This is a genomic window from Streptacidiphilus sp. BW17 (genome assembly GCF_041262485.1).
GTDB lineage: Bacteria > Actinomycetota > Actinomycetes > Streptomycetales > Streptomycetaceae > Streptacidiphilus.
This window is the reverse complement of record NZ_JBGCCR010000009.1, coordinates 131,955-150,690: the sequence shown is the minus strand read 5'-3', so window position 1 is coordinate 150,690 and position 18,736 is coordinate 131,955. Positions and strand designations below refer to the sequence as shown.

General features: G+C 67.7%; 12 protein-coding genes. 11 read left to right on the top strand and 1 reads right to left on the bottom strand.

Annotation, left to right across the window (positions count from 1 at the left end; genetic code table 11):
• The first annotated feature begins 89 nt into the window (after positions 1-89).
• From rplA to ABH940_RS14010, 6 genes are all read left to right on the top strand, one after another.
• Positions 90-812 carry a 50S ribosomal protein L1 gene (rplA, locus tag ABH940_RS14035; protein ID WP_370068870.1) on the top strand — a complete coding sequence of 241 codons (723 nt, stop codon included), beginning with the start codon at positions 90-92 and terminating at the stop codon, positions 810-812.
• A gap of 193 nt (positions 813-1,005) precedes the next feature.
• Positions 1,006-1,869 (top strand): hypothetical protein, encoded by an 864-nt coding sequence (locus ABH940_RS14030; protein WP_370068868.1) that lies wholly within the window; start codon positions 1,006-1,008, stop codon positions 1,867-1,869.
• Between the two features lie 352 nt (positions 1,870-2,221).
• On the top strand, positions 2,222-2,794 hold the full coding sequence (rplJ, locus tag ABH940_RS14025) for a 50S ribosomal protein L10 (protein WP_196193133.1): 573 nt from the start codon (positions 2,222-2,224) through the stop codon (positions 2,792-2,794).
• Positions 2,795-2,874: 80 nt separating this feature from the next.
• On the top strand, positions 2,875-3,261 hold the full coding sequence (gene rplL, locus ABH940_RS14020; protein WP_370068866.1) for a 50S ribosomal protein L7/L12: 387 nt from the start codon (positions 2,875-2,877) through the stop codon (positions 3,259-3,261).
• 722 nt (positions 3,262-3,983) lie between these two features.
• Positions 3,984-7,457, top strand: a complete 3,474-nt coding sequence (rpoB, locus tag ABH940_RS14015; protein WP_370068864.1) for a DNA-directed RNA polymerase subunit beta — start codon at positions 3,984-3,986, stop codon at positions 7,455-7,457.
• 126 nt (positions 7,458-7,583) lie between these two features.
• The gene (locus ABH940_RS14010) at positions 7,584-11,483 is read left to right on the top strand and encodes a DNA-directed RNA polymerase subunit beta' (RefSeq protein WP_370068862.1); all 3,900 of its coding nucleotides are present in this window, start codon (positions 7,584-7,586) and stop codon (positions 11,481-11,483) included.
• Positions 11,484-11,574: 91 nt separating this feature from the next.
• Here the strand turns inward: ABH940_RS14010 and ABH940_RS14005 are convergent, their stop codons facing one another.
• A complete protein-coding gene (locus ABH940_RS14005) occupies positions 11,575-12,819 on the bottom strand; it encodes a DUF2786 domain-containing protein (RefSeq protein ID WP_370068860.1) in 1,245 nt (414 codons plus the stop codon).
• A 258-nt stretch (positions 12,820-13,077) separates the two neighbouring features.
• Here ABH940_RS14005 and ABH940_RS14000 point away from each other — a divergent pair, with 258 nt between their 5' ends.
• The 5 genes from ABH940_RS14000 to fusA all read left to right on the top strand — a co-directional run bounded on the left by ABH940_RS14000 (position 13,078) and on the right by fusA (position 18,720).
• Positions 13,078-14,520 (top strand): DUF2637 domain-containing protein, encoded by a 1,443-nt coding sequence (locus ABH940_RS14000; RefSeq protein ID WP_370068858.1) that lies wholly within the window; start codon positions 13,078-13,080, stop codon positions 14,518-14,520.
• A 181-nt stretch (positions 14,521-14,701) separates the two neighbouring features.
• On the top strand, positions 14,702-15,340 hold the full coding sequence (locus ABH940_RS13995; RefSeq protein ID WP_370069017.1) for a DUF1707 and DUF4190 domain-containing protein: 639 nt from the start codon (positions 14,702-14,704) through the stop codon (positions 15,338-15,340).
• 387 nt (positions 15,341-15,727) lie between these two features.
• Entirely contained in the window at positions 15,728-16,099 is a 372-nt protein-coding gene (rpsL, locus tag ABH940_RS13990; protein ID WP_014144289.1) for a 30S ribosomal protein S12, read from the top strand.
• Between the two features lie 2 nt (positions 16,100-16,101).
• A complete protein-coding gene (rpsG, locus tag ABH940_RS13985) occupies positions 16,102-16,572 on the top strand; it encodes a 30S ribosomal protein S7 (protein ID WP_037605734.1) in 471 nt (156 codons plus the stop codon).
• A 42-nt stretch (positions 16,573-16,614) separates the two neighbouring features.
• Positions 16,615-18,720 carry an elongation factor G gene (gene fusA, locus ABH940_RS13980; RefSeq protein WP_370068855.1) on the top strand — a complete coding sequence of 702 codons (2,106 nt, stop codon included), beginning with the start codon at positions 16,615-16,617 and terminating at the stop codon, positions 18,718-18,720.
• The last annotated feature ends 16 nt before the right edge of the window (positions 18,721-18,736 follow it).

Genomic DNA, 18,736 nt, shown 5'->3' with positions numbered 1-18,736 from the left:
CCCCTCGGTAGAGCTTTTCCCGTGGTAGGGCCGGGCGCGGCCCGTCACAACCACGACTCCACGCCAAGAAATATTCAGTAGGAGCAGCAGTGAAGCGCAGCAAGGCTCTGACTGCCGCGGACGCAAAGATCGACCGCGAGCGTCTGTACGCCCCCCTCGAGGCCCTCCGCCTCGCCAAGGAGACCTCCACCACCAAGTTCGACTCGACCGTCGAGGTCGCCATGCGCCTGGGTGTCGACCCGCGCAAGGCCGACCAGATGGTCCGCAGCACCGTCAACCTTCCGCACGGCACCGGCAAGACCGCCCGGGTCCTGGTCTTCGCGACCGGTGACCGTGCCGCGGCTGCGGAGGCTGCGGGCGCCGACATCGTCGGTGCCGACGAGCTGATCGACGAGGTCGCCAAGGGTCGCCTGGACTTCGACGCCGTCGTCGCCACCCCGGACCTCATGGGCAAGGTCGGCCGCCTGGGCCGCGTGCTCGGTCCGCGTGGTCTGATGCCGAACCCGAAGACCGGCACCGTCACCGTCGACGTGGCGAAGGCTGTCACCGAGATCAAGGGCGGCAAGATCGAGTTCCGCGTCGACAAGCACTCGAACCTGCACCTGATCATCGGCAAGACGTCGTTCGACACCGAGAAGCTGGTCGAGAACTACGCCGCGGCGATGGAGGAGGTCCTCCGGGCCAAGCCGTCCGCCGCCAAGGGCCGCTACATCAAGAAGATCGCCATCAGCACCACGATGGGCCCCGGCATCCAGGTCGACCCGAACCGCACGCGCAACCTCCTCGTCGAGGAGGACCCCGCGTCGGTCTGACGACCGAGCGAGGGACGAGCGAGGGCGGCAAGACGCCGCATCAAGCTCAGCGTCGGTCTGAGTCACCTCAGCCACGTAGGTCTGTAACGGGCCGGTACCAGCTCCTAACGGAGTGGGTACCGGCCCGTCGCTGTTTGTAGGCGCAGGAGTAACGTCTGCCCGGCACAGTTGAAAATCAGGGGAGGGACCCTCAATGCGCCACACCCGTACGCTCGTAGCCGCCACCACGGTTGCCCTCGCGCTGGTCGGCGTGTCCGCCTGCAGCGCGGCGAAGCAGGCCGCAGGCGGTGTCGTGGCCGGTGCCGGGCAGGCCGTGCAGACTGTCGCCGACGCCATGTCGCTGACGACCAAGGCCACGCAGCAGTACACCTCGGTCAGGATGCAGCTGAACGAACACATGACCGCCGAAGGTACGTCCGTGACCGTCACCGCGAACGGCCAGACGTCCTGGAAGCCCGCGGCTGTGAACCTGACGATGATGATGCCGAAGACGGCCACGACGCCTGCTGGCGCGGTGCACATGCTGCTCTCCGGCACCACCATGTATATGGGGTACAGCGGCTCTGCTCCGGCCGCGTTCAAGGGCAAGCACTGGATGAAGTTGGACTTCTCCCAGGACCCGGCTCTGGCGTCCGTGTACAACCAGAGCAACGGCCAGGACCCGGCCACCCAGGTGGCGCTCTTCACATCCTCGCCCGACATCAAGCGGGTCGGTCCGGAGACGGTCGATGGTGTTGCGACGACCCACTACTCCGGCACAGCGGACATGGCCAAACTCGCGACGGCCGAGAACCCGCAGCTCAAGTCGCTGGCCAGCAAGATGGCCGGGAGCGGCATCGGCACTGTCAACCTGGACTTCTGGGTCAATGCGCAGAACCTGCCGGTGCGCATGGTCGAGTCCACCCCTGCCTCTTCCTCGGTCGCGCTCACGGCCACGGTGGACTACTCCGACTACAGCACCGCGCCGGTCACGGTCACCCCACCGCCCGCGTCGGACACGGTGGACATGAGCTCCCTGCTGAACGGCGCCGGGCTCGGATCGGGCTCCAGTTCCTGAATTCCGCCGACCGCCCGGAGGGCGATTTGCCCCCCGGGCGGTCGGTCACGTAGTCTTCGAACCAAGCCACTGACCGCTGGTTGTCCCCGTGTGCCCGCAAGGGTGCCGAGGACCGAAGGATCCGCACAGCGAATGCTGCGGACGGCCCGCGCAGGTTGATTCGAGGACATTCGTCCCGACCGCTCCGCCGCGTTCCGCGCAGCGTAGAGCTGTTGGTCCGAGCCCCGTGCGCCTGCGCCGGGGCTCGTCGTAGTTTTCGGGACTTCGCCCTTCTCCTTCCGGCGGACATGCGCTTGGCAGGTCGACTCACTGGTCGGCCCCGCATCGACATCACGGAAGGAGGCGTAAGCCTATGGCAAGGCCCGACAAGGCTGCCGCCGTCGCCGAGCTCACGGACAAGTTCCGCGGTTCGAACGCGGCCGTGCTGACCGAGTACCGCGGTCTGACCGTGGCGCAGCTGAAGACGCTGCGTCGCTCGCTCGGCGCTAACGCCCAGTACGCCGTGGTGAAGAACACGCTGACCAAGATCGCGGCCAACGAGGCCGGGATCACCACGCTGGACGACCAGTTCAACGGTCCGACGGCGGTTGCCTTCGTCACCGGTGACCCGGTGGAGTCGGCCAAGGCTCTGCGTGACTTCGCCAAGGAGAACCCGGCGCTCGTCATCAAGGGCGGTGTGCTTGACGGCAAGCCGCTCACGGGTGACGAGATCAAGAAGCTCGCGGACCTCGAGTCCCGCGAGGTGCTGCTCTCCAAGCTCGCCGGCGCCATGAAGGCCAAGCAGTCCTCGGCTGCTGCGCTCTTCCAGGCACTGCCGTCGAAGCTTGTTCGCACCGTCGAGGCGCTGCGCGCCAAGGTGGAGGAGCAGGGCGGTGCCGGTACGCCGGCCCCCGCCGTCGAGGACGAGGCTCCCGCCGCGGAGTAATCCGTTCTCGCAGCGGGCCGTGCACGCCCGCCGTTCATTACATCCGGCACCAGCCGACTTAGTGGAAGGACGCCAAGATCATGGCGAAGCTCAGCCAGGACGACCTGCTCGCGCAGTTCGAGGAGATGACCCTCATCGAGCTCTCCGAGTTCGTGAAGGCTTTCGAGGAGAAGTTCGACGTCACCGCTGCCGCCCCGGCCGCCGTTGCCGTCGTTGGTGGCCCGGGTGCCCCGGCCGCCGAGGCTGCTGAGGAGAAGGACGAGTTCGACGTCATCCTCACCGGCGCCGGCGAGAAGAAGATCCAGGTCATCAAGGTCGTGCGCGAGCTGACCTCCCTGGGCCTCAAGGAGGCCAAGGACCTGGTCGACGGTACGCCGAAGCCGGTTCTGGAGAAGGCCACCAAGGAGGCCGCTGAGAAGGCCGCCGAGTCCCTCAAGGCCGCTGGCGCGTCCGTCGAGGTCAAGTAAGACCTTTCGGACCTTCTGGTCCGAGCGGGCTGAGTCCCCAGGGACTCAGGCCCGAGCGCTCTGAGACAGGGGCGATCACTCTTCCGAGTGATCGCCCCTGTTTCTTTTTGTCCGAGGTGACGTCGTTTCAGTCCATCCGGCGTAGCGGTGCTCCCGGTTGTCAGTCGAGGCGAGTAAGGTGATCGACGTTGCGAGAGCCCGTGGGGACACGGGCGGGAGCTGGGCGGAACCAGGGAGCGAGCAGCGGTGATGTCGGTGCGTAACCGAGCCGGACACCCGCACGCCCTTGACGAACGGCACGCGGCGCGCAATTCTCAGGACGCGAGGTCTTGAGTGAGTAGGCAGCACGAGGCATGGATTCGCGTCGTGGTGGGAAGCATCCATCACGTGACGCAGTGACCGCCCTCTGTGGACGGATGTGGCTGCCCCGGGAGGGGTCGGCCCGCGAAGTTGGGAGTTCGACGATTCGGTCTCCGAATCCGGACTGGACAGCAGTGCAGCCGTTGGCTACACTGTCCCTTTGCGCTGCCTTTTAGCTGCTCCGTGACTCGTCGCCCGGAGTCTGCGCTGCCCTGACCAGGGGTGGCACCCCGCCCGCGCACCGCCTCCGACCAGGCCGAACGGCTTGGTCTCGGAGTTGGTGCGAGAGCGCGGATGCTACCCGTGCGAGGGGCGGGCCCGGTACGCGCGTAGTGAGTCCGAGCCCTCGGAAGGACCCCCTCTTGGCCGCCTCGCGCAACGCCTCGAACACCTCCGCATCCACCGCACCGCTCCGCATTTCCTTCGCGAAGATCAAGGAGCCCCTCGAGGTTCCGAACCTTCTGGCACTCCAGACCGAGAGCTTTGACTGGCTCCTCGGCAATGCCGCGTGGAAGGCGCGAGTGGAGAACGCACTCGCCGACGGTCACAACGTCCCGACCAAGTCCGGCCTGGAGGAGATCTTCGAGGAGATCTCCCCGATCGAGGACTTCTCGGGGTCGATGTCGCTGACCTTCCGCGACCACCGTTTCGAGCCCCCGAAGAACTCGATCGACGAGTGCAAGGACCGCGACTTCACGTACGCGGCCCCGCTCTTCGTCACCGCCGAGTTCACCAACAACGAGACTGGTGAGATCAAGTCCCAGACGGTCTTCATGGGTGACTTCCCCCTGATGACCAACAAGGGCACCTTCGTCATCAACGGCACCGAGCGTGTCGTCGTGTCCCAGCTGGTCCGCTCCCCCGGCGTGTACTTCGACACGACCCTGGACAAGACCTCGGACAAGGACATCTACTCCGCCAAGGTCATCCCGTCCCGTGGTGCCTGGCTGGAGATGGAGATCGACAAGCGCGACATGGTCGGTGTGCGCATCGACCGTAAGCGCAAGCAGTCGATCACTGTTCTGCTCAAGGCCCTCGGTTGGACCTCCGAGCAGATTCTGGAGGAGTTCGGCCAGTACGAGTCGATGCGGGCCACCCTGGAGAAGGACCACACCCAGGGCCAGGACGACGCGCTGCTCGACATCTACCGCAAGCTGCGTCCTGGCGAGCCGCCGACCCGCGAGGCCGCGCAGACGCTGTTGGAGAACCTCTACTTCAACCCGAAGCGCTACGACCTCGCCAAGGTCGGCCGGTACAAGATCAACAAGAAGCTGGGCGTCGGCCAGGGTCTCGACTCCGGCGTGCTGACCGTCGACGACATCATCGCGACGATCAAGTACCTGGTCGCCCTGCACGCCGGTGAGACCGAGCAGCAGGCGCCGAACGGCTCGACGATCGTCATCGAGGACGACGACATCGACCACTTCGGCAACCGCCGTCTGCGCAACGTCGGCGAGCTGATCCAGAACCAGGTCCGTACGGGTCTCGCCCGTATGGAGCGTGTCGTGCGCGAGCGCATGACCACCCAGGACGTCGAGGCGATCACGCCGCAGACCCTGATCAACATCCGGCCGGTCGTCGCCTCCATCAAGGAGTTCTTCGGCACCAGCCAGCTGTCCCAGTTCATGGACCAGACGAACCCGCTGTCGGGTCTGACCCACAAGCGTCGTCTGTCCGCGCTGGGCCCCGGTGGTCTCTCCCGTGAGCGTGCCGGCTTCGAGGTCCGTGACGTGCACCCGTCCCACTACGGACGCATGTGCCCGATCGAGACCCCGGAAGGCCCGAACATCGGTCTGATCGGTTCGCTCGCCTCCTACGGCCGGGTCAACGCCTTCGGCTTCGTGGAGACGCCGTACCGTCGCGTCGTCGAGGGTGTCGTCACCGACGACCTCGACTACCTGACCGCCGACGAGGAGGACCGCTTCGTCATCGCGCAGGCCAACGCGCCGCTGACGGACGACAACCACTTCGCCGAGGCCCGTGTCCTGGTCCGTCGCCGTGGCGGCGAGATCGACTACATCCCCGGTGTCGAGATCGACTACATGGATGTCTCGCCGCGCCAGATGGTGTCGGTCGCGACCGCCATGATCCCGTTCCTCGAGCACGACGACGCCAACCGTGCGCTCATGGGCTCGAACATGATGCGTCAGGCCGTCCCGCTGCTGAAGAGCGAGTCGCCGCTGGTCGGCACCGGCATGGAGTACCGCGCCGCGGTCGACGCCGCCGACGTCATCTCCGCCGAGAAGGACGGTGTGGTCCAGGAGGTCTCCGCGGACTACGTCACGGTCGCCAACGACGACGGCACCTACACCACCTACCGGGTCGCCAAGTTCACCCGCTCCAACCAGGGCACGGCCTTCAACCAGAAGGTCATCGTGGACGAGGGCGCCCGCGTGATCGCCGGCCAGGTGCTGGCCGACGGTCCCTGCACCGACGAGGGCGAGATGGCCCTCGGCAAGAACCTGCTCGTGGCGTTCATGCCGTGGGAGGGTCACAACTACGAGGACGCGATCATCCTGTCGCAGCGCCTCGTGCAGGACGACGTCCTCTCCTCGATCCACATCGAGGAGCACGAGGTCGACGCCCGTGACACCAAGCTCGGCCCCGAGGAGATCACCCGGGACATCCCGAACGTCTCCGAGGAGGTCCTGGCGGACCTGGACGAGCGCGGCATCATCCGCATCGGTGCCGATGTCACCACCGGTGACATCCTCGTCGGCAAGGTCACGCCGAAGGGTGAGACCGAGCTGACGCCGGAGGAGCGCCTGCTGCGCGCGATCTTCGGTGAGAAGGCCCGTGAGGTCCGTGACACCTCGCTGAAGGTCCCGCACGGTGAGTCCGGCAAGGTCATCGGCGTGCGCGTCTTCGACCGCGAGGAGGGCGACGAGCTGCCCCCGGGCGTGAACCAGCTGGTCCGCGTCTACGTGGCACAGAAGCGCAAGATCACCAACGGTGACAAGCTCGCCGGCCGCCACGGCAACAAGGGTGTCATCTCCAAGATCCTGCCGGTCGAGGACATGCCGTTCCTGGAGGACGGCACCCCGGTCGACATCGTGCTCAACCCCCTCGGTGTCCCGTCCCGAATGAACCCGGGACAGGTGCTGGAGACCCACCTCGGCTGGCTCGCCAAGACCGGCTGGGACGTCTCGGGCATCGCCGAGGAGTGGGCCCGTCGTCTGCAGAAGATCGGCGCCGACACGGCGGAGCCGGGCACCAACCTGGCCACCCCGGTCTTCGACGGCGCCCGCGAGGACGAGATCACCGGCATGCTGGACAACACCACGCTCACCCGTGACGGTGAGCGCCTGGTGAACTCCACCGGCAAGGCCCGGCTGTTCGACGGCCGCTCCGGCGAGCCGTTCCCGATGCCGATCTCGATCGGCTACATGTACATCCTCAAGCTGCACCACCTGGTCGACGACAAGCTGCACGCCCGTTCGACCGGTCCGTACTCGATGATCACCCAGCAGCCGCTGGGTGGTAAGGCGCAGTTCGGTGGTCAGCGCTTCGGTGAGATGGAGGTGTGGGCCCTCGAGGCCTACGGCGCCGCGTACGCCCTCCAGGAACTCCTCACCATCAAGTCCGACGACGTCCTCGGCCGCGTGAAGGTCTACGAGGCCATCGTCAAGGGCGAGAACATCCCCGAGCCCGGCATCCCCGAGTCCTTCAAGGTCCTCATCAAGGAGATGCAGTCGCTCTGCCTGAACGTGGAGGTGCTGTCGTCCGACGGTATGTCCATCGAGATGCGTGACTCCGACGAGGACGTGTTCCGCGCCGCGGAGGAGCTCGGTATCGACCTGTCCCGGCGCGAGCCGAGCAGCGTCGAAGAGGTCTGACAGGGGGGTTGGGCCGACCTCCACACAAGCAAGGTCGGCCCGCCGCCCCCAGGCCCCCCTTTCAGACCAGACAGACGTTTTCGACCCCCGCCCCGCCTTCTGGGGTGACGAAAGGGATTGACGAGAGTGCTCGACGTCAACTTCTTCGATGAGCTGCGAATCGGCCTGGCCACCGCTGACGACATCCGTCAGTGGTCCCACGGCGAGGTCAAGAAGCCCGAGACCATCAACTACCGCACCCTCAAGCCGGAAAAGGACGGGCTCTTCTGCGAGAAGATCTTCGGCCCCACCCGGGACTGGGAGTGCTACTGCGGTAAGTACAAGCGCGTCCGCTTCAAGGGCATCATCTGTGAGCGCTGCGGCGTCGAGGTCACTCGCGCCAAGGTGCGTCGTGAGCGGATGGGCCACATCGAGCTGGCCGCCCCCGTCACCCACATCTGGTACTTCAAGGGCGTTCCTTCGCGCCTCGGCTACCTCCTGGACCTTGCTCCCAAGGACCTGGAGAAGGTCATCTACTTCGCCGCCTACATGATCACGTGGGTGGACGAGGAGCGCCGCACCCGTGACCTGCCCTCCCTGGAGGCCCAGGTCTCCGTGGAGCGCCAGCAGATCGAGCAGCGCCGCGACTCCGACCTGGAGTCCCGCGCCAAGAAGCTCGAGGCCGACCTGGCCGAGCTGGAGGCCGAGGGTGCCAAGGCCGACGTGCGCCGCAAGGTGCGCGAGGGCGCCGAGCGCGAGATGAAGCAGCTGCGCGACCGCAACCAGCGCGAGCTGGACCGCCTCGACGAGGTGTGGGCGCGCTTCAAGTCCCTCAAGGTCCAGGACCTCGAGGGCGACGAGCTGCTCTACCGCGAGCTGCGCGACCGCTTCGGCACCTACTTCATGGGTTCCATGGGTGCCGCGGCGCTGCAGAAGCGCCTCGAGTCCTTCGACCTGGAGGAGGAGGCCGAGAAGCTCCGCGAGATCATCAAGACGGGCAAGGGTCAGAAGAAGACCCGCGCCCTGAAGCGTCTCAAGGTCGTCTCCGCCTTCCTGCAGACCAACAACAAGCCGGCCGGCATGGTGCTGGACTGCGTCCCGGTCATCCCGCCGGACCTGCGTCCGATGGTGCAGCTGGACGGTGGCCGCTTCGCGACCTCCGACCTGAACGACCTGTACCGCCGCGTCATCAACCGCAACAACCGCCTGAAGCGGCTTCTCGACCTCGGCGCGCCCGAGATCATCGTCAACAACGAGAAGCGCATGCTCCAGGAGGCCGTGGACTCGCTGTTCGACAACGGCCGTCGTGGCCGTCCGGTCACCGGTCCGGGCAACCGCCCGCTGAAGTCCCTCAGCGACATGCTGAAGGGCAAGCAGGGTCGTTTCCGTCAGAACCTGCTCGGCAAGCGCGTCGACTACTCGGCCCGTTCGGTCATCGTCGTCGGCCCGCAGCTCAAGCTGCACCAGTGCGGTCTGCCGAAGGCCATGGCGCTGGAGCTCTTCAAGCCGTTCGTGATGAAGCGCCTGGTCGACCTGAACCACGCGCAGAACATCAAGTCGGCCAAGCGCATGGTCGAGCGTGCCCGTCCGGTCGTGTGGGACGTGCTCGAAGAGGTCATCGCCGAGCACCCGGTTCTGCTGAACCGTGCGCCGACGCTGCACCGCCTCGGCATCCAGGCCTTCGAGCCGCAGCTGGTCGAGGGCAAGGCCATCCAGATCCACCCGCTCGTCTGCACCGCGTTCAACGCGGACTTCGACGGTGACCAGATGGCCGTCCACCTGCCGCTCTCCGCGGAGGCGCAGGCCGAGGCCCGCATCCTGATGCTGTCCTCGAACAACATCCTCAAGCCGGCTGACGGTCGCCCGGTCACCATGCCGACGCAGGACATGGTGCTGGGTCTGTTCTTCCTGACCAGCGACCGCGACCTGGACACGCTCAAGGGCGTCGGCCGTGCCTTCGGCCAGACCTCGGAGGCCATCATGGCCTTCGACTCCCGCGAGCTGGACCTGCAGGCTCCGATCGACCTGCGTCTGCCCGCCGGCACGGTTCCGCCGCGCGGCTGGACGCCGCCGGTCGACGAGGACGGCAAGCCGACCTGGTCGGAGGGCGACCCGCTGCGTCTGCGGACGACCCTGGGCCGCGCGCTCTTCAACGAGCTGCTGCCCGAGGACTACCCGTTCGTCGACTACGAGATCGGCAAGAAGCAGCTCTCGGCGATCGTCAACGACCTGGCCGAGCGCTACCCCAAGGTCACCGTCGCGGCGACCCTGGACAACCTCAAGGCCGCCGGTTTCCACTGGGCGACCCGCTCCGGCGTCACGGTGTCCATCTCGGACGTCGTCGTGCCGCCGAGCAAGCCGCAGATCCTCGAGGGCTACGAGGCTCAGGCCGAGAAGGTCCAGAAGCAGTACGAGCGCGGTCTGATCACCCGTGACGAGCGCCAGCAGGAGCTCGTCGCGATCTGGACCAAGGCGACCAACGAGGTTGCCGAGGCCATGAACGAGAACTTCCCGAAGACGAACCCCATCTTCATGATGGTCGACTCGGGTGCTCGTGGAAACATGATGCAGATGCGTCAGATCGCCGGTATGCGTGGTCTGGTGTCGAACGCCAAGAACGAGACGATCGCGCGACCCATCAAGGCGTCGTTCCGTGAGGGTCTCTCCGTGCTGGAGTACTTCATCTCCACCCACGGTGCCCGTAAGGGTCTGGCCGACACCGCCCTGCGTACCGCCGACTCCGGCTACCTCACCCGTCGTCTGGTCGACGTCTCCCAGGACGTCATCATTCGCGAGGAGGACTGCCAGACGGAGCGCGGTCTCAAGCTGCCGATCGCCACGGTGGGCGCCGACGGCACCCTCCGCAAGGTCGACAACGTCGAGACCAGCGTCTACGCCCGCACGCTGTCCGAGGACGTCGTGGTGGACGGTCAGGTCGTGGCCCCGGCCGGGGTCGACCTGGGCGACGTCATGATCGACGAGCTGGTCCGCCTGGGCGTCTCCGAGGTCAAGATCCGCTCGATCCTGACCTGTGAGTCCGCCGTCGGCACCTGCGCCATGTGCTACGGCCGCTCGCTGGCCACCGGCAAGCTGGTCGACATCGGTGAGGCGGTCGGCATCATCGCCGCCCAGTCCATCGGTGAGCCCGGCACCCAGCTGACGATGCGTACCTTCCACACCGGTGGTGTGGCCGGTGACGACATCACCCAGGGTCTGCCGCGTGTCGTCGAGCTCTTCGAGGCCCGTAACCCGCGTGGTGTGGCCCCGATCTCCGAGGCCGCCGGCCGCGTGCGGATCGAGGACACCGAGAAGACCCGCAAGATCGTCGTCACCCCGGACGACGGCAGCGACGAGATCGCCTACCCGATCTCCAAGCGCGTCAAGATGCTGGTCGAGGAGGGTTCCGCGGTCACCGTCGGCGAGAAGCTGACGGCCGGCACGATCAACCCCCACGACGTGCTGCGCATCATGGGTCAGCGCGCGGTGCAGGTGCACCTGGTGGAGGAAGTCCAGAAGGTCTACAACTCCCAGGGTGTGTCCATCCACGACAAGCACATCGAGATCATCATCCGGCAGATGCTCCGCCGTGTGACGATCATCGAGTCGGGCGACGCCGAGCTGCTCCCGGGCGAGCTCGTCGAGCGCGGTCGCTTCGAGGTCGAGAACCGTCGTGTGGTCTCCGAGAGCGGTCACCCCGCCTCCGGCCGTCCGCAGCTGATGGGTATCACCAAGGCCTCGCTGGCCACCGAGTCCTGGCTGTCGGCCGCCTCCTTCCAGGAGACGACCAGGGTCCTGACGGACGCGGCGATCCACGCCAAGTCCGACCCGCTGCTGGGCCTCAAGGAGAACGTCATCCTCGGTAAGCTCATCCCGGCCGGTACGGGCCTGCCCCGCTACCGCAACATCCGGGTCGAGCCGACCGAAGAGGCGAAGGCCGCGATGTACTCCGCCGTCGGCTACGACGACATGGACTACTCGCCCTTCGGCGCCGGCTCCGGCCAGGCCGTCCCGCTGGACGACTACGACTACGGCCCGTACACGGGCTGATAGTTACTGACGCAAGGCCCGGCTCCCCGAAAGGGGGGCCGGGCCTTCGTCGTTCCGCCGGGGGCGGGTGGGGGAGCGTGGGGGAGGGTGGCTATTCGCGCAGTTCCTCGCGCCCCCGACGGTGCAACTGGGCCCTGTCGGCCGCCTCGCGGCCCTGGGTCCAGCCGTCGAGGTCGGAGACGCGGATGGAGCGGCCCTTCTTCAGTGACGGGAAGAGCGCCGTGGTGCGGTGCTCCACGGCCTCCTGGCGGGCCGCCAGGACCGGGAGGAGGTCGCCGGTGCCCGGCTCCGCCGCCGCTTCCTCCTGCGCCTGCGCGGTCGCCGCGCTGAGCCGCTCGCGGATGCGGGAGGCGTAGGAGACCAGGAAGGACTGCCGAAAGGCCTTGCTGCGGCCGCGCTGTTGGACCTTCGCGCTGTTCATCGCGGTGACCGCCTGGACCAGCAGCGAGGTGTACAGCAGCTCCACCGCGTCCAGGTCCGCGTCGAAGCCGACGACCGTGCAGAAGCCGTTGGCCTTGTCCCAGACCGAGCGGGCGCGGTTGGCGTCCGCGACCGCGTCCAGCAGCAGGGCCTTGGCGGACTCGTACGGGTTGTCGATACCGATCCGGATCGCACCGGGCAGCGTGCGGGCACCGCTGCGCGCGGCGAGCAGGGCCTCGTCGATGCTGTGACGGGCCATCAACTCCTGTGCCTTGGCGGTGAATGCCTCCGCCTCCTCGGCGTACTCGGTGGACTCCGCCTTGGCCAGCAGCGCCCGGATCCGGGCCAGCAGTCTGGGCTCGCCCGGGACGGGCTCGGTGAGCGTTGTGACTGCGGCGTGAACGCTGCCGCCCGCCGGGACGGGGCCGATCCCGGTGAGCCGGGGGAGCCAGGACCAGAGCCGCACCAGCTCCAGCAGTGCGGTCAGCGCCGAGAAGCGGTCCAGGCGGTGACGCCCGGCCACCTCCTCCAGCCAGGCGTCCTCGGGCCCCTGCCAGGTGCTCGCCTCCAGCTCGCGCAGCTGCTCCGTCCAGCGGCGGTCCAGGGTCGCCTGCGGGTAGCGCCGCGCCTCGGCTGCGACCAGCGCCACGGCGAAGGTCAGATGCACGGACCCGAGCTCGCGTCGCACCACGCGCACGGCGTCGGCCGGACGCCAGTGGTTGCGCCAGAGCGTTCCGAGCAGGGTCTCCCCGTGGCTCAGCAGCGCACGGTCGACACCGGCGCGCAGGGTGGTCTGTGCGGCCAGCAGGGACGCGGCGTCCTCCACGGCGCGTTCGCTCTGCGCGGGCGTCGCGCCGGTCGCCAGGGCGGTCGCGCGGGCGACGAGCTCGACGGGGGAGGGGGAGTGGTCACGCATGACTCCAAGTGTGCACGGCCCGCTCAGACAGCCCGTTCCCGGCCGTTCCCAGCCGTGCGGGAAGGTGCGGGACCGTGCGGGACGCTGCCGGATGGGGAGAAAGCATCCCCAGTCGGGCGCCAGGGGTGTGTCAACTCACGTCCGACGAGCTGTTCTTGGATCGTGTCCGGGCTCAGTGCAAGTCCTGCGCGTGCATATGGCAAGCTTTGGCCCGCCCGTCCGTAGTGATCATCTTCGAGCACGAAGCGAGCATGCGTCATGGCCGACCGCCCCGTGATAACCAGAACCCACCGCCGACTCATCATCGCGGTGGGCGTCGGCGCGTTCATCATCGCCGGGATCGGCTTCGCCGGTTCGTACTCGGCCGTTCGCGTGCTGGCCACACACAAGGGCTTCGGCCTGTTCGCCTGGGTCTTCCCGATCGGGGTCGACGTCGGCATCGCCGTGCTGCTCGCCCTGGACCTGGTGCTGACCTGGCTGCGGATCCCGTTCCCGCTGCTGCGGCAGGCGGCCTGGGTGCTGACCACCGGGACGATCGTCTTCAACGCGGCCACCTCGTTCGGCGACCCGCTCGCCATGTCGATGCACGCGATCATCCCGCTCCTCTTCATCGTCATCGTCGAGGCGGCGCGCCACGCGGTGGGCCGGATCGCCGACATCACGGCCGACCGGTACATGGAGTCGGTCCGCCTGATCCGCTGGATCCTCTCGCCGGTGCCGACCTTCCGGCTGTGGCGCCGGATGAAGCTGTGGGAGCTGCGCTCCTACGACGAGGTCGTGCGACTGGAGCAGACCCGCCTGGTCTACCGGACGCATCTGCGCGCCCAGTACGGCCGTGCCTGGCGCTACCGGGCGCCGCTGGAGATGCTGCTGCCGCTCAAGCTGGCCCGCTACGGCGTGCCGCTCGACCTGGACGTGGTCCGGCCCAGAGACCAGGACGCCCCTGCGCTGGAGGCCCCGGTCGCCCACAACCAGCCGCATCCGCAGCCGGTCCAGCAGCACGCCCAGGCCGCGCAGCACGGCCGCCCCGACGCGTTGCTGAAGCCGCCCGCGCAGCACGGCCCGTTCGCCCAGGCCCAGCAGCCGGCACAGCCGGCACAGCCGCAGCAACCGGCACAGGCCCAGCAGCAGGCGCAGGCGCCGCAGGCGAGCCCGCAGCAGCAGCCGTACCCGCAGCAGCAGCACGCGCCGCAGACGGGGCCGCAGCCCGCCCAGCAGCCCGCGCAGCCCCAGCAGCCGCTGCACCCGCAGGCGGGCGTCCAGGCCGCCCGTGCGCAGGCCGCGCCACCCGTCAACCAGCTCGCGCTCAACGCGCTGAACACCGTCGTCCGCAGCCGCCACCGGCGGCCGCTCGGTGACCCGGACGGCACGGCCGAGCTGTCCGACGGCGCGGAGCCTGAGGGAAACCCCATCGCCGACCAGTCCACCCGCGGGATCGGCTGGCTGCCCAACCAGCAGCCGCCGATGCCGAACCCCGGCCCGGACGCCTGGTTCTCCCGGCAGAACGAGCCGGAGGACCTCGACCTCTTCGTCTCCGCCTTGGTCAACTACCTGGACGCGCACGGGCAGGAGCCCGGTCCGGAGCAGCTGAGCGAGTACCTTGTGAACCAGTACGGAGCCCAGGTCGCCCCGGCGCTGCTGGACCGGCACTGGGGTGAACTCCGCCGCCGCTACGCCGAGCGGGTCGAGAGCAGCTCCTGACGGCCATCCGGTGCCTGCCACGGTGGGTGAGGGACTGTCACAACTGCGCGACAGTCCACGCCGGGTGGCCCCGGCACCGTGCGGGGCCGCCGTTCGTCTTGCACTATGAAGCTGCGGGTCCCCCCGCCGAAGGCAGGGGGAGGGAGCCGGTGGTCGATCCAGCGGGAGGGGCGCAGTGTCGATGAACCAGCCGATGGGTCCGTGGCAGTACCGTCAGCCGGCACAGCCTGCGCGTCCGGCGCCGGCGCCGCCGGTCGTGATGGTGCCTGCCGCGCCGATGGCGGTGGCAGGGCTGCCGCAGTCCGCGATGCGGGCCGCGCAGGCGGACCGGGAGCGGACGGTCGACGTGCTGAAGGCCGCCTTCGCCGAGGGCCGGTTGAGCAGCGAGGAGTACAGCGACCGCGTCGGCGCGGCGCAGAGCGCCCAGACGTACGGCCAACTGGCCGCTCTGGTACAGGATCTGCCGGTCGGCCCGATGCCGACGCCGATGAGCAGCCCGCTGCCGTCCGCGTTCACGGCGCCGCCCGCCCTGCCGTACGCGTACCCGGGGCCGCCGCAGGCCTACGCCCCGCCGTACTGGCCGCCGCGGCCCAGGCGGACCAACGGGGCGGCGGTGGCCTCGCTGCTGCTCGGCCTGGCTCAGGTCTTCACCATGGGGTTGACCGGTCTTCCGGCCCTGATCACGGGAATTGTGGCCAAAACCCAGCTGCGCGACCAGCGCCAGGAAGGCTCGGGCATGGCGACAGCCGGTATTGTCCTCGGCAGCATGGGCACGGCCCTCTGGGTCCTGCTGATCGTCCTCGGCGTCAGCCACCCCTGACTCACGACCGACTCGCCTCGACTGCGCGGCTCCGCCGGCCGCCCCGACCTGCAGCGTCCGCCGTGCCCCACCTGTCTCCGACACGACCCGGTTCACCCGTTCGGCCCAACGGCTTGACAGTGCCGCCAAGGGCCCACAGGCATTGGTTTTGACCCGCGCCCAACCGCTGGGTACGCTCTGACCTTGTGCCTGGGGTGTCCCCGGGTCTCTCGCGCGTGCGTGCAGTCAGGCCGCCGCGCATGGGATACCGCGCTTCCACACATCCGAGCTGTCTATCGCTCGGTGTATGTGCAGGACGTCCGACACACCCGACCGCGTGGGTCGGGGAGTCGGTGAGACGCACCAGGTTAGTTTCACGCAGCCTTGGCACAAAGAATCGGAGAAACGGTGCCTACGATCCAGCAGCTGGTCCGAAAGGGCCGGCAGGACAAGGTCGAGAAGAACAAGACGCCCGCACTGAAGGGAAGCCCTCAGCGCCGCGGCGTCTGCACGCGCGTCTACACGACCACCCCCAAGAAGCCGAACTCGGCTCTGCGTAAGGTCGCGCGTGTGCGTCTGACCAGCGGGATCGAGGTCACCGCTTACATTCCGGGTGAGGGTCACAACCTGCAGGAGCACTCCATCGTGCTCGTGCGCGGCGGTCGTGTGAAGGACCTGCCGGGTGTGCGCTACAAGATCATCCGCGGCTCCCTTGACACCCAGGGTGTCAAGAACCGCAAGCAGGCCCGCAGCCGCTACGGCGCCAAGAAGGAGAAGTAAAGATGCCTCGTAAGGGCCCTGCCCCGAAGCGCCCGGTCATCATCGACCCGGTTTACGGCTCCCCTGTGGTGACCCAGCTCGTCAACAAGATCCTCCTGCACGGCAAGCGCTCCACCGCCGAGCGCATCGTGTACGGCGCCCTCGAGGGCGTCCGCGAGAAGACCGGCAACGACCCGGTGGTCGCGCTCAAGCGCGCCCTGGAGAACGTCAAGCCGACTCTCGAGGTCAAGTCCCGCCGCGTCGGTGGCGCCACCTACCAGGTGCCGGTCGAGGTCAAGCCGGGCCGCGCCAACACGCTGGCCCTGCGCTGGCTGGTCGGGTACTCCCGCGCCCGTCGCGAGAAGACCATGACCGAGCGTCTGCTCAACGAGATCCTGGACGCCAGCAACGGTCTGGGCGCCTCCGTGAAGCGTCGCGAGGACACCCACAAGATGGCCGAGTCCAACAAGGCCTTCGCGCACTACCGCTGGTAGTCCGAACCCCGTCAGAACCAAGAAAGAGAGAGACTGGCCACCATGGCTGCAACCTCCCTTGACCTCGCCAGGGTCCGCAACATCGGGATCATGGCGCACATCGACGCGGGCAAGACCACCACGACCGAGCGCATCCTGTTCTACACCGGTGTGTCTTACAAGATCGGTGAGGTCCACGACGGCGCTGCCACGATGGACTGGATGGAGCAGGAGCAGGAGCGCGGCATCACGATCACGTCGGCCGCGACGACCTGTCACTGGGCCGTCGACGGCGTCGACAACACCATCAACATCATCGACACCCCGGGTCACGTCGACTTCACCGTCGAGGTGGAGCGTTCGCTCCGCGTGCTCGACGGCGCCGTGACGGTGTTCGACGGTGTGGCCGGTGTCGAGCCGCAGTCCGAGACGGTGTGGCGTCAGGCCGACCGTTACGGCGTCCCGCGCATCTGCTTCGTGAACAAGCTGGACCGCACCGGCGCGGAGTTCTTCCGCTGTGTCGACTCCATCGTCGACCGCCTGAGCGCGACCCCGCTCGTCATGCAGCTGCCGATCGGTGCGGAGTCCGACTTCACCGGTGTCGTCGACCTGGTCACGATGAAGGCTCTGGTCTGGTCCGCCGAGGCGACCAAGGGCGAGATGTACGACGTCGTCGACATCCCGGCCTCGCACACCGAGCTCGCCGAGGAGTACCGGGCCAAGCTGCTCGAGACCTCCGCGGAGGGCGACGACGAGCTGATGGAGCTCTTCCTCGAGGGCCAGGAGCCCACCGAGGAGCAGCTCATCGCCGGTATCCGTCGTGGCACGCTCGCCAGCAACTTCACCCCGGTCTTCTGTGGCACCGCGTTCAAGAACAAGGGCGTCCAGCCCCTGCTCGACGCGGTCGTGAAGTACCTGCCGTCGCCGCTGGACGTCGAGTCCATCGTCGGCCACAAGCCGGGCGACGAGTCGGTCGAGGTCATCCGCCACGCGTCGGACGACGAGCCGCTGTCGGCTCTGGCGTTCAAGATCATGTCCGACCCGCACCTGGGCAAGCTCACCTTCGTCCGCGTGTACTCCGGGCGTCTCGAGGCTGGCACCGCCGTCCTCAACTCGGTGAAGGGCCGCAAGGAGCGCATCGGCAAGATCTACCGCATGCACGCGAACAAGCGTGAGGAGATCGACTCGGTGGGCGCCGGCGACATCGTCGCCGTCATGGGCCTCAAGCAGACCACCACCGGTGAGACGCTGAGCGACGACAAGAACCAGGTGATCCTGGAGTCCATGGACTTCCCGGCCCCGGTCATCCGTGTCGCGATCGAGCCCAAGTCCAAGGGTGACCAGGAGAAGCTGGGTGTCGCCATCCAGCGTCTCGCGGAGGAGGACCCCTCCTTCCAGGTCAACACGGACGAGGAGACCGGCCAGACCATCATCGCGGGTATGGGCGAGCTGCACCTCGAGGTGCTGGTCGACCGTATGAAGCGTGAGTTCAAGGTCGAGGCCAACGTCGGCAAGCCGCAGGTCGCGTACCGCGAGACGATCCGCAAGGCCGTCGAGCGCATTGACTACACCCACAAGAAGCAGACGGGTGGCTCCGGTCAGTTCGCCAAGGTCCAGATCGCGATCGAGCCGCTGGAGTCCGGTGAGGGCTACGAGTTCGTGAACGCCGTCACCGGTGGTCGCGTGCCTCGTGAGTACATCCCCTCGGTCGACGCCGGTGCGCAGGAGGCCATGGAGTTCGGCATCCTCGCCGGCTACCCGCTCCAGGGTGTCCGCGTGACGCTGCTGGACGGTGCGTCGCACGACGTCGACTCCTCCGAGCTCGCGTTCAAGATCGCCGGTTCGATGGCGTTCAAGGAGGGTGCCCGCAAGGCGTCCCCCGTGCTGCTCGAGCCGATGATGGCCGTCGAGGTGACCACGCCCGAGGACTACATGGGCGACGTCATCGGCGACATCAACTCGCGCCGTGGCCAGATCCAGGCCATGGACGAGCGTCACGGCGCCCGCGTCGTCAAGGCGCTGGTCCCGCTGTCCGAGATGTTCGGCTACGTCGGTGACCTGCGCAGCAAGACCTCGGGTCGCGCAAGCTACTCCATGCAGTTCGACTCGTACGCCGAGGTTCCCAAGAACGTGGCGGAAGAGATCGTGGCAAAGGCCAAGGGCGAGTAAGTACCTCGCATACCGG

Coding starts and splice junctions, on each gene's coding strand:
- rplL (WP_370068866.1), top strand. CDS start 2,875: ATGGCGAAGCTCAGCCAGGACGACCTGCTCGCGCAGTTCGAGGAGATG.
- ABH940_RS14005 (WP_370068860.1), bottom strand. CDS start 12,819: ATGCGTGACCACTCCCCCTCCCCCGTCGAGCTCGTCGCCCGCGCGACC.
- fusA (WP_370068855.1), top strand. CDS start 16,615: ATGGCTGCAACCTCCCTTGACCTCGCCAGGGTCCGCAACATCGGGATC.
- ABH940_RS14030 (WP_370068868.1), top strand. CDS start 1,006: ATGCGCCACACCCGTACGCTCGTAGCCGCCACCACGGTTGCCCTCGCG.
- ABH940_RS14000 (WP_370068858.1), top strand. CDS start 13,078: ATGGCCGACCGCCCCGTGATAACCAGAACCCACCGCCGACTCATCATC.
- rplJ (WP_196193133.1), top strand. CDS start 2,222: ATGGCAAGGCCCGACAAGGCTGCCGCCGTCGCCGAGCTCACGGACAAG.
- rpsG (WP_037605734.1), top strand. CDS start 16,102: ATGCCTCGTAAGGGCCCTGCCCCGAAGCGCCCGGTCATCATCGACCCG.
- ABH940_RS13995 (WP_370069017.1), top strand. CDS start 14,702: ATGAACCAGCCGATGGGTCCGTGGCAGTACCGTCAGCCGGCACAGCCT.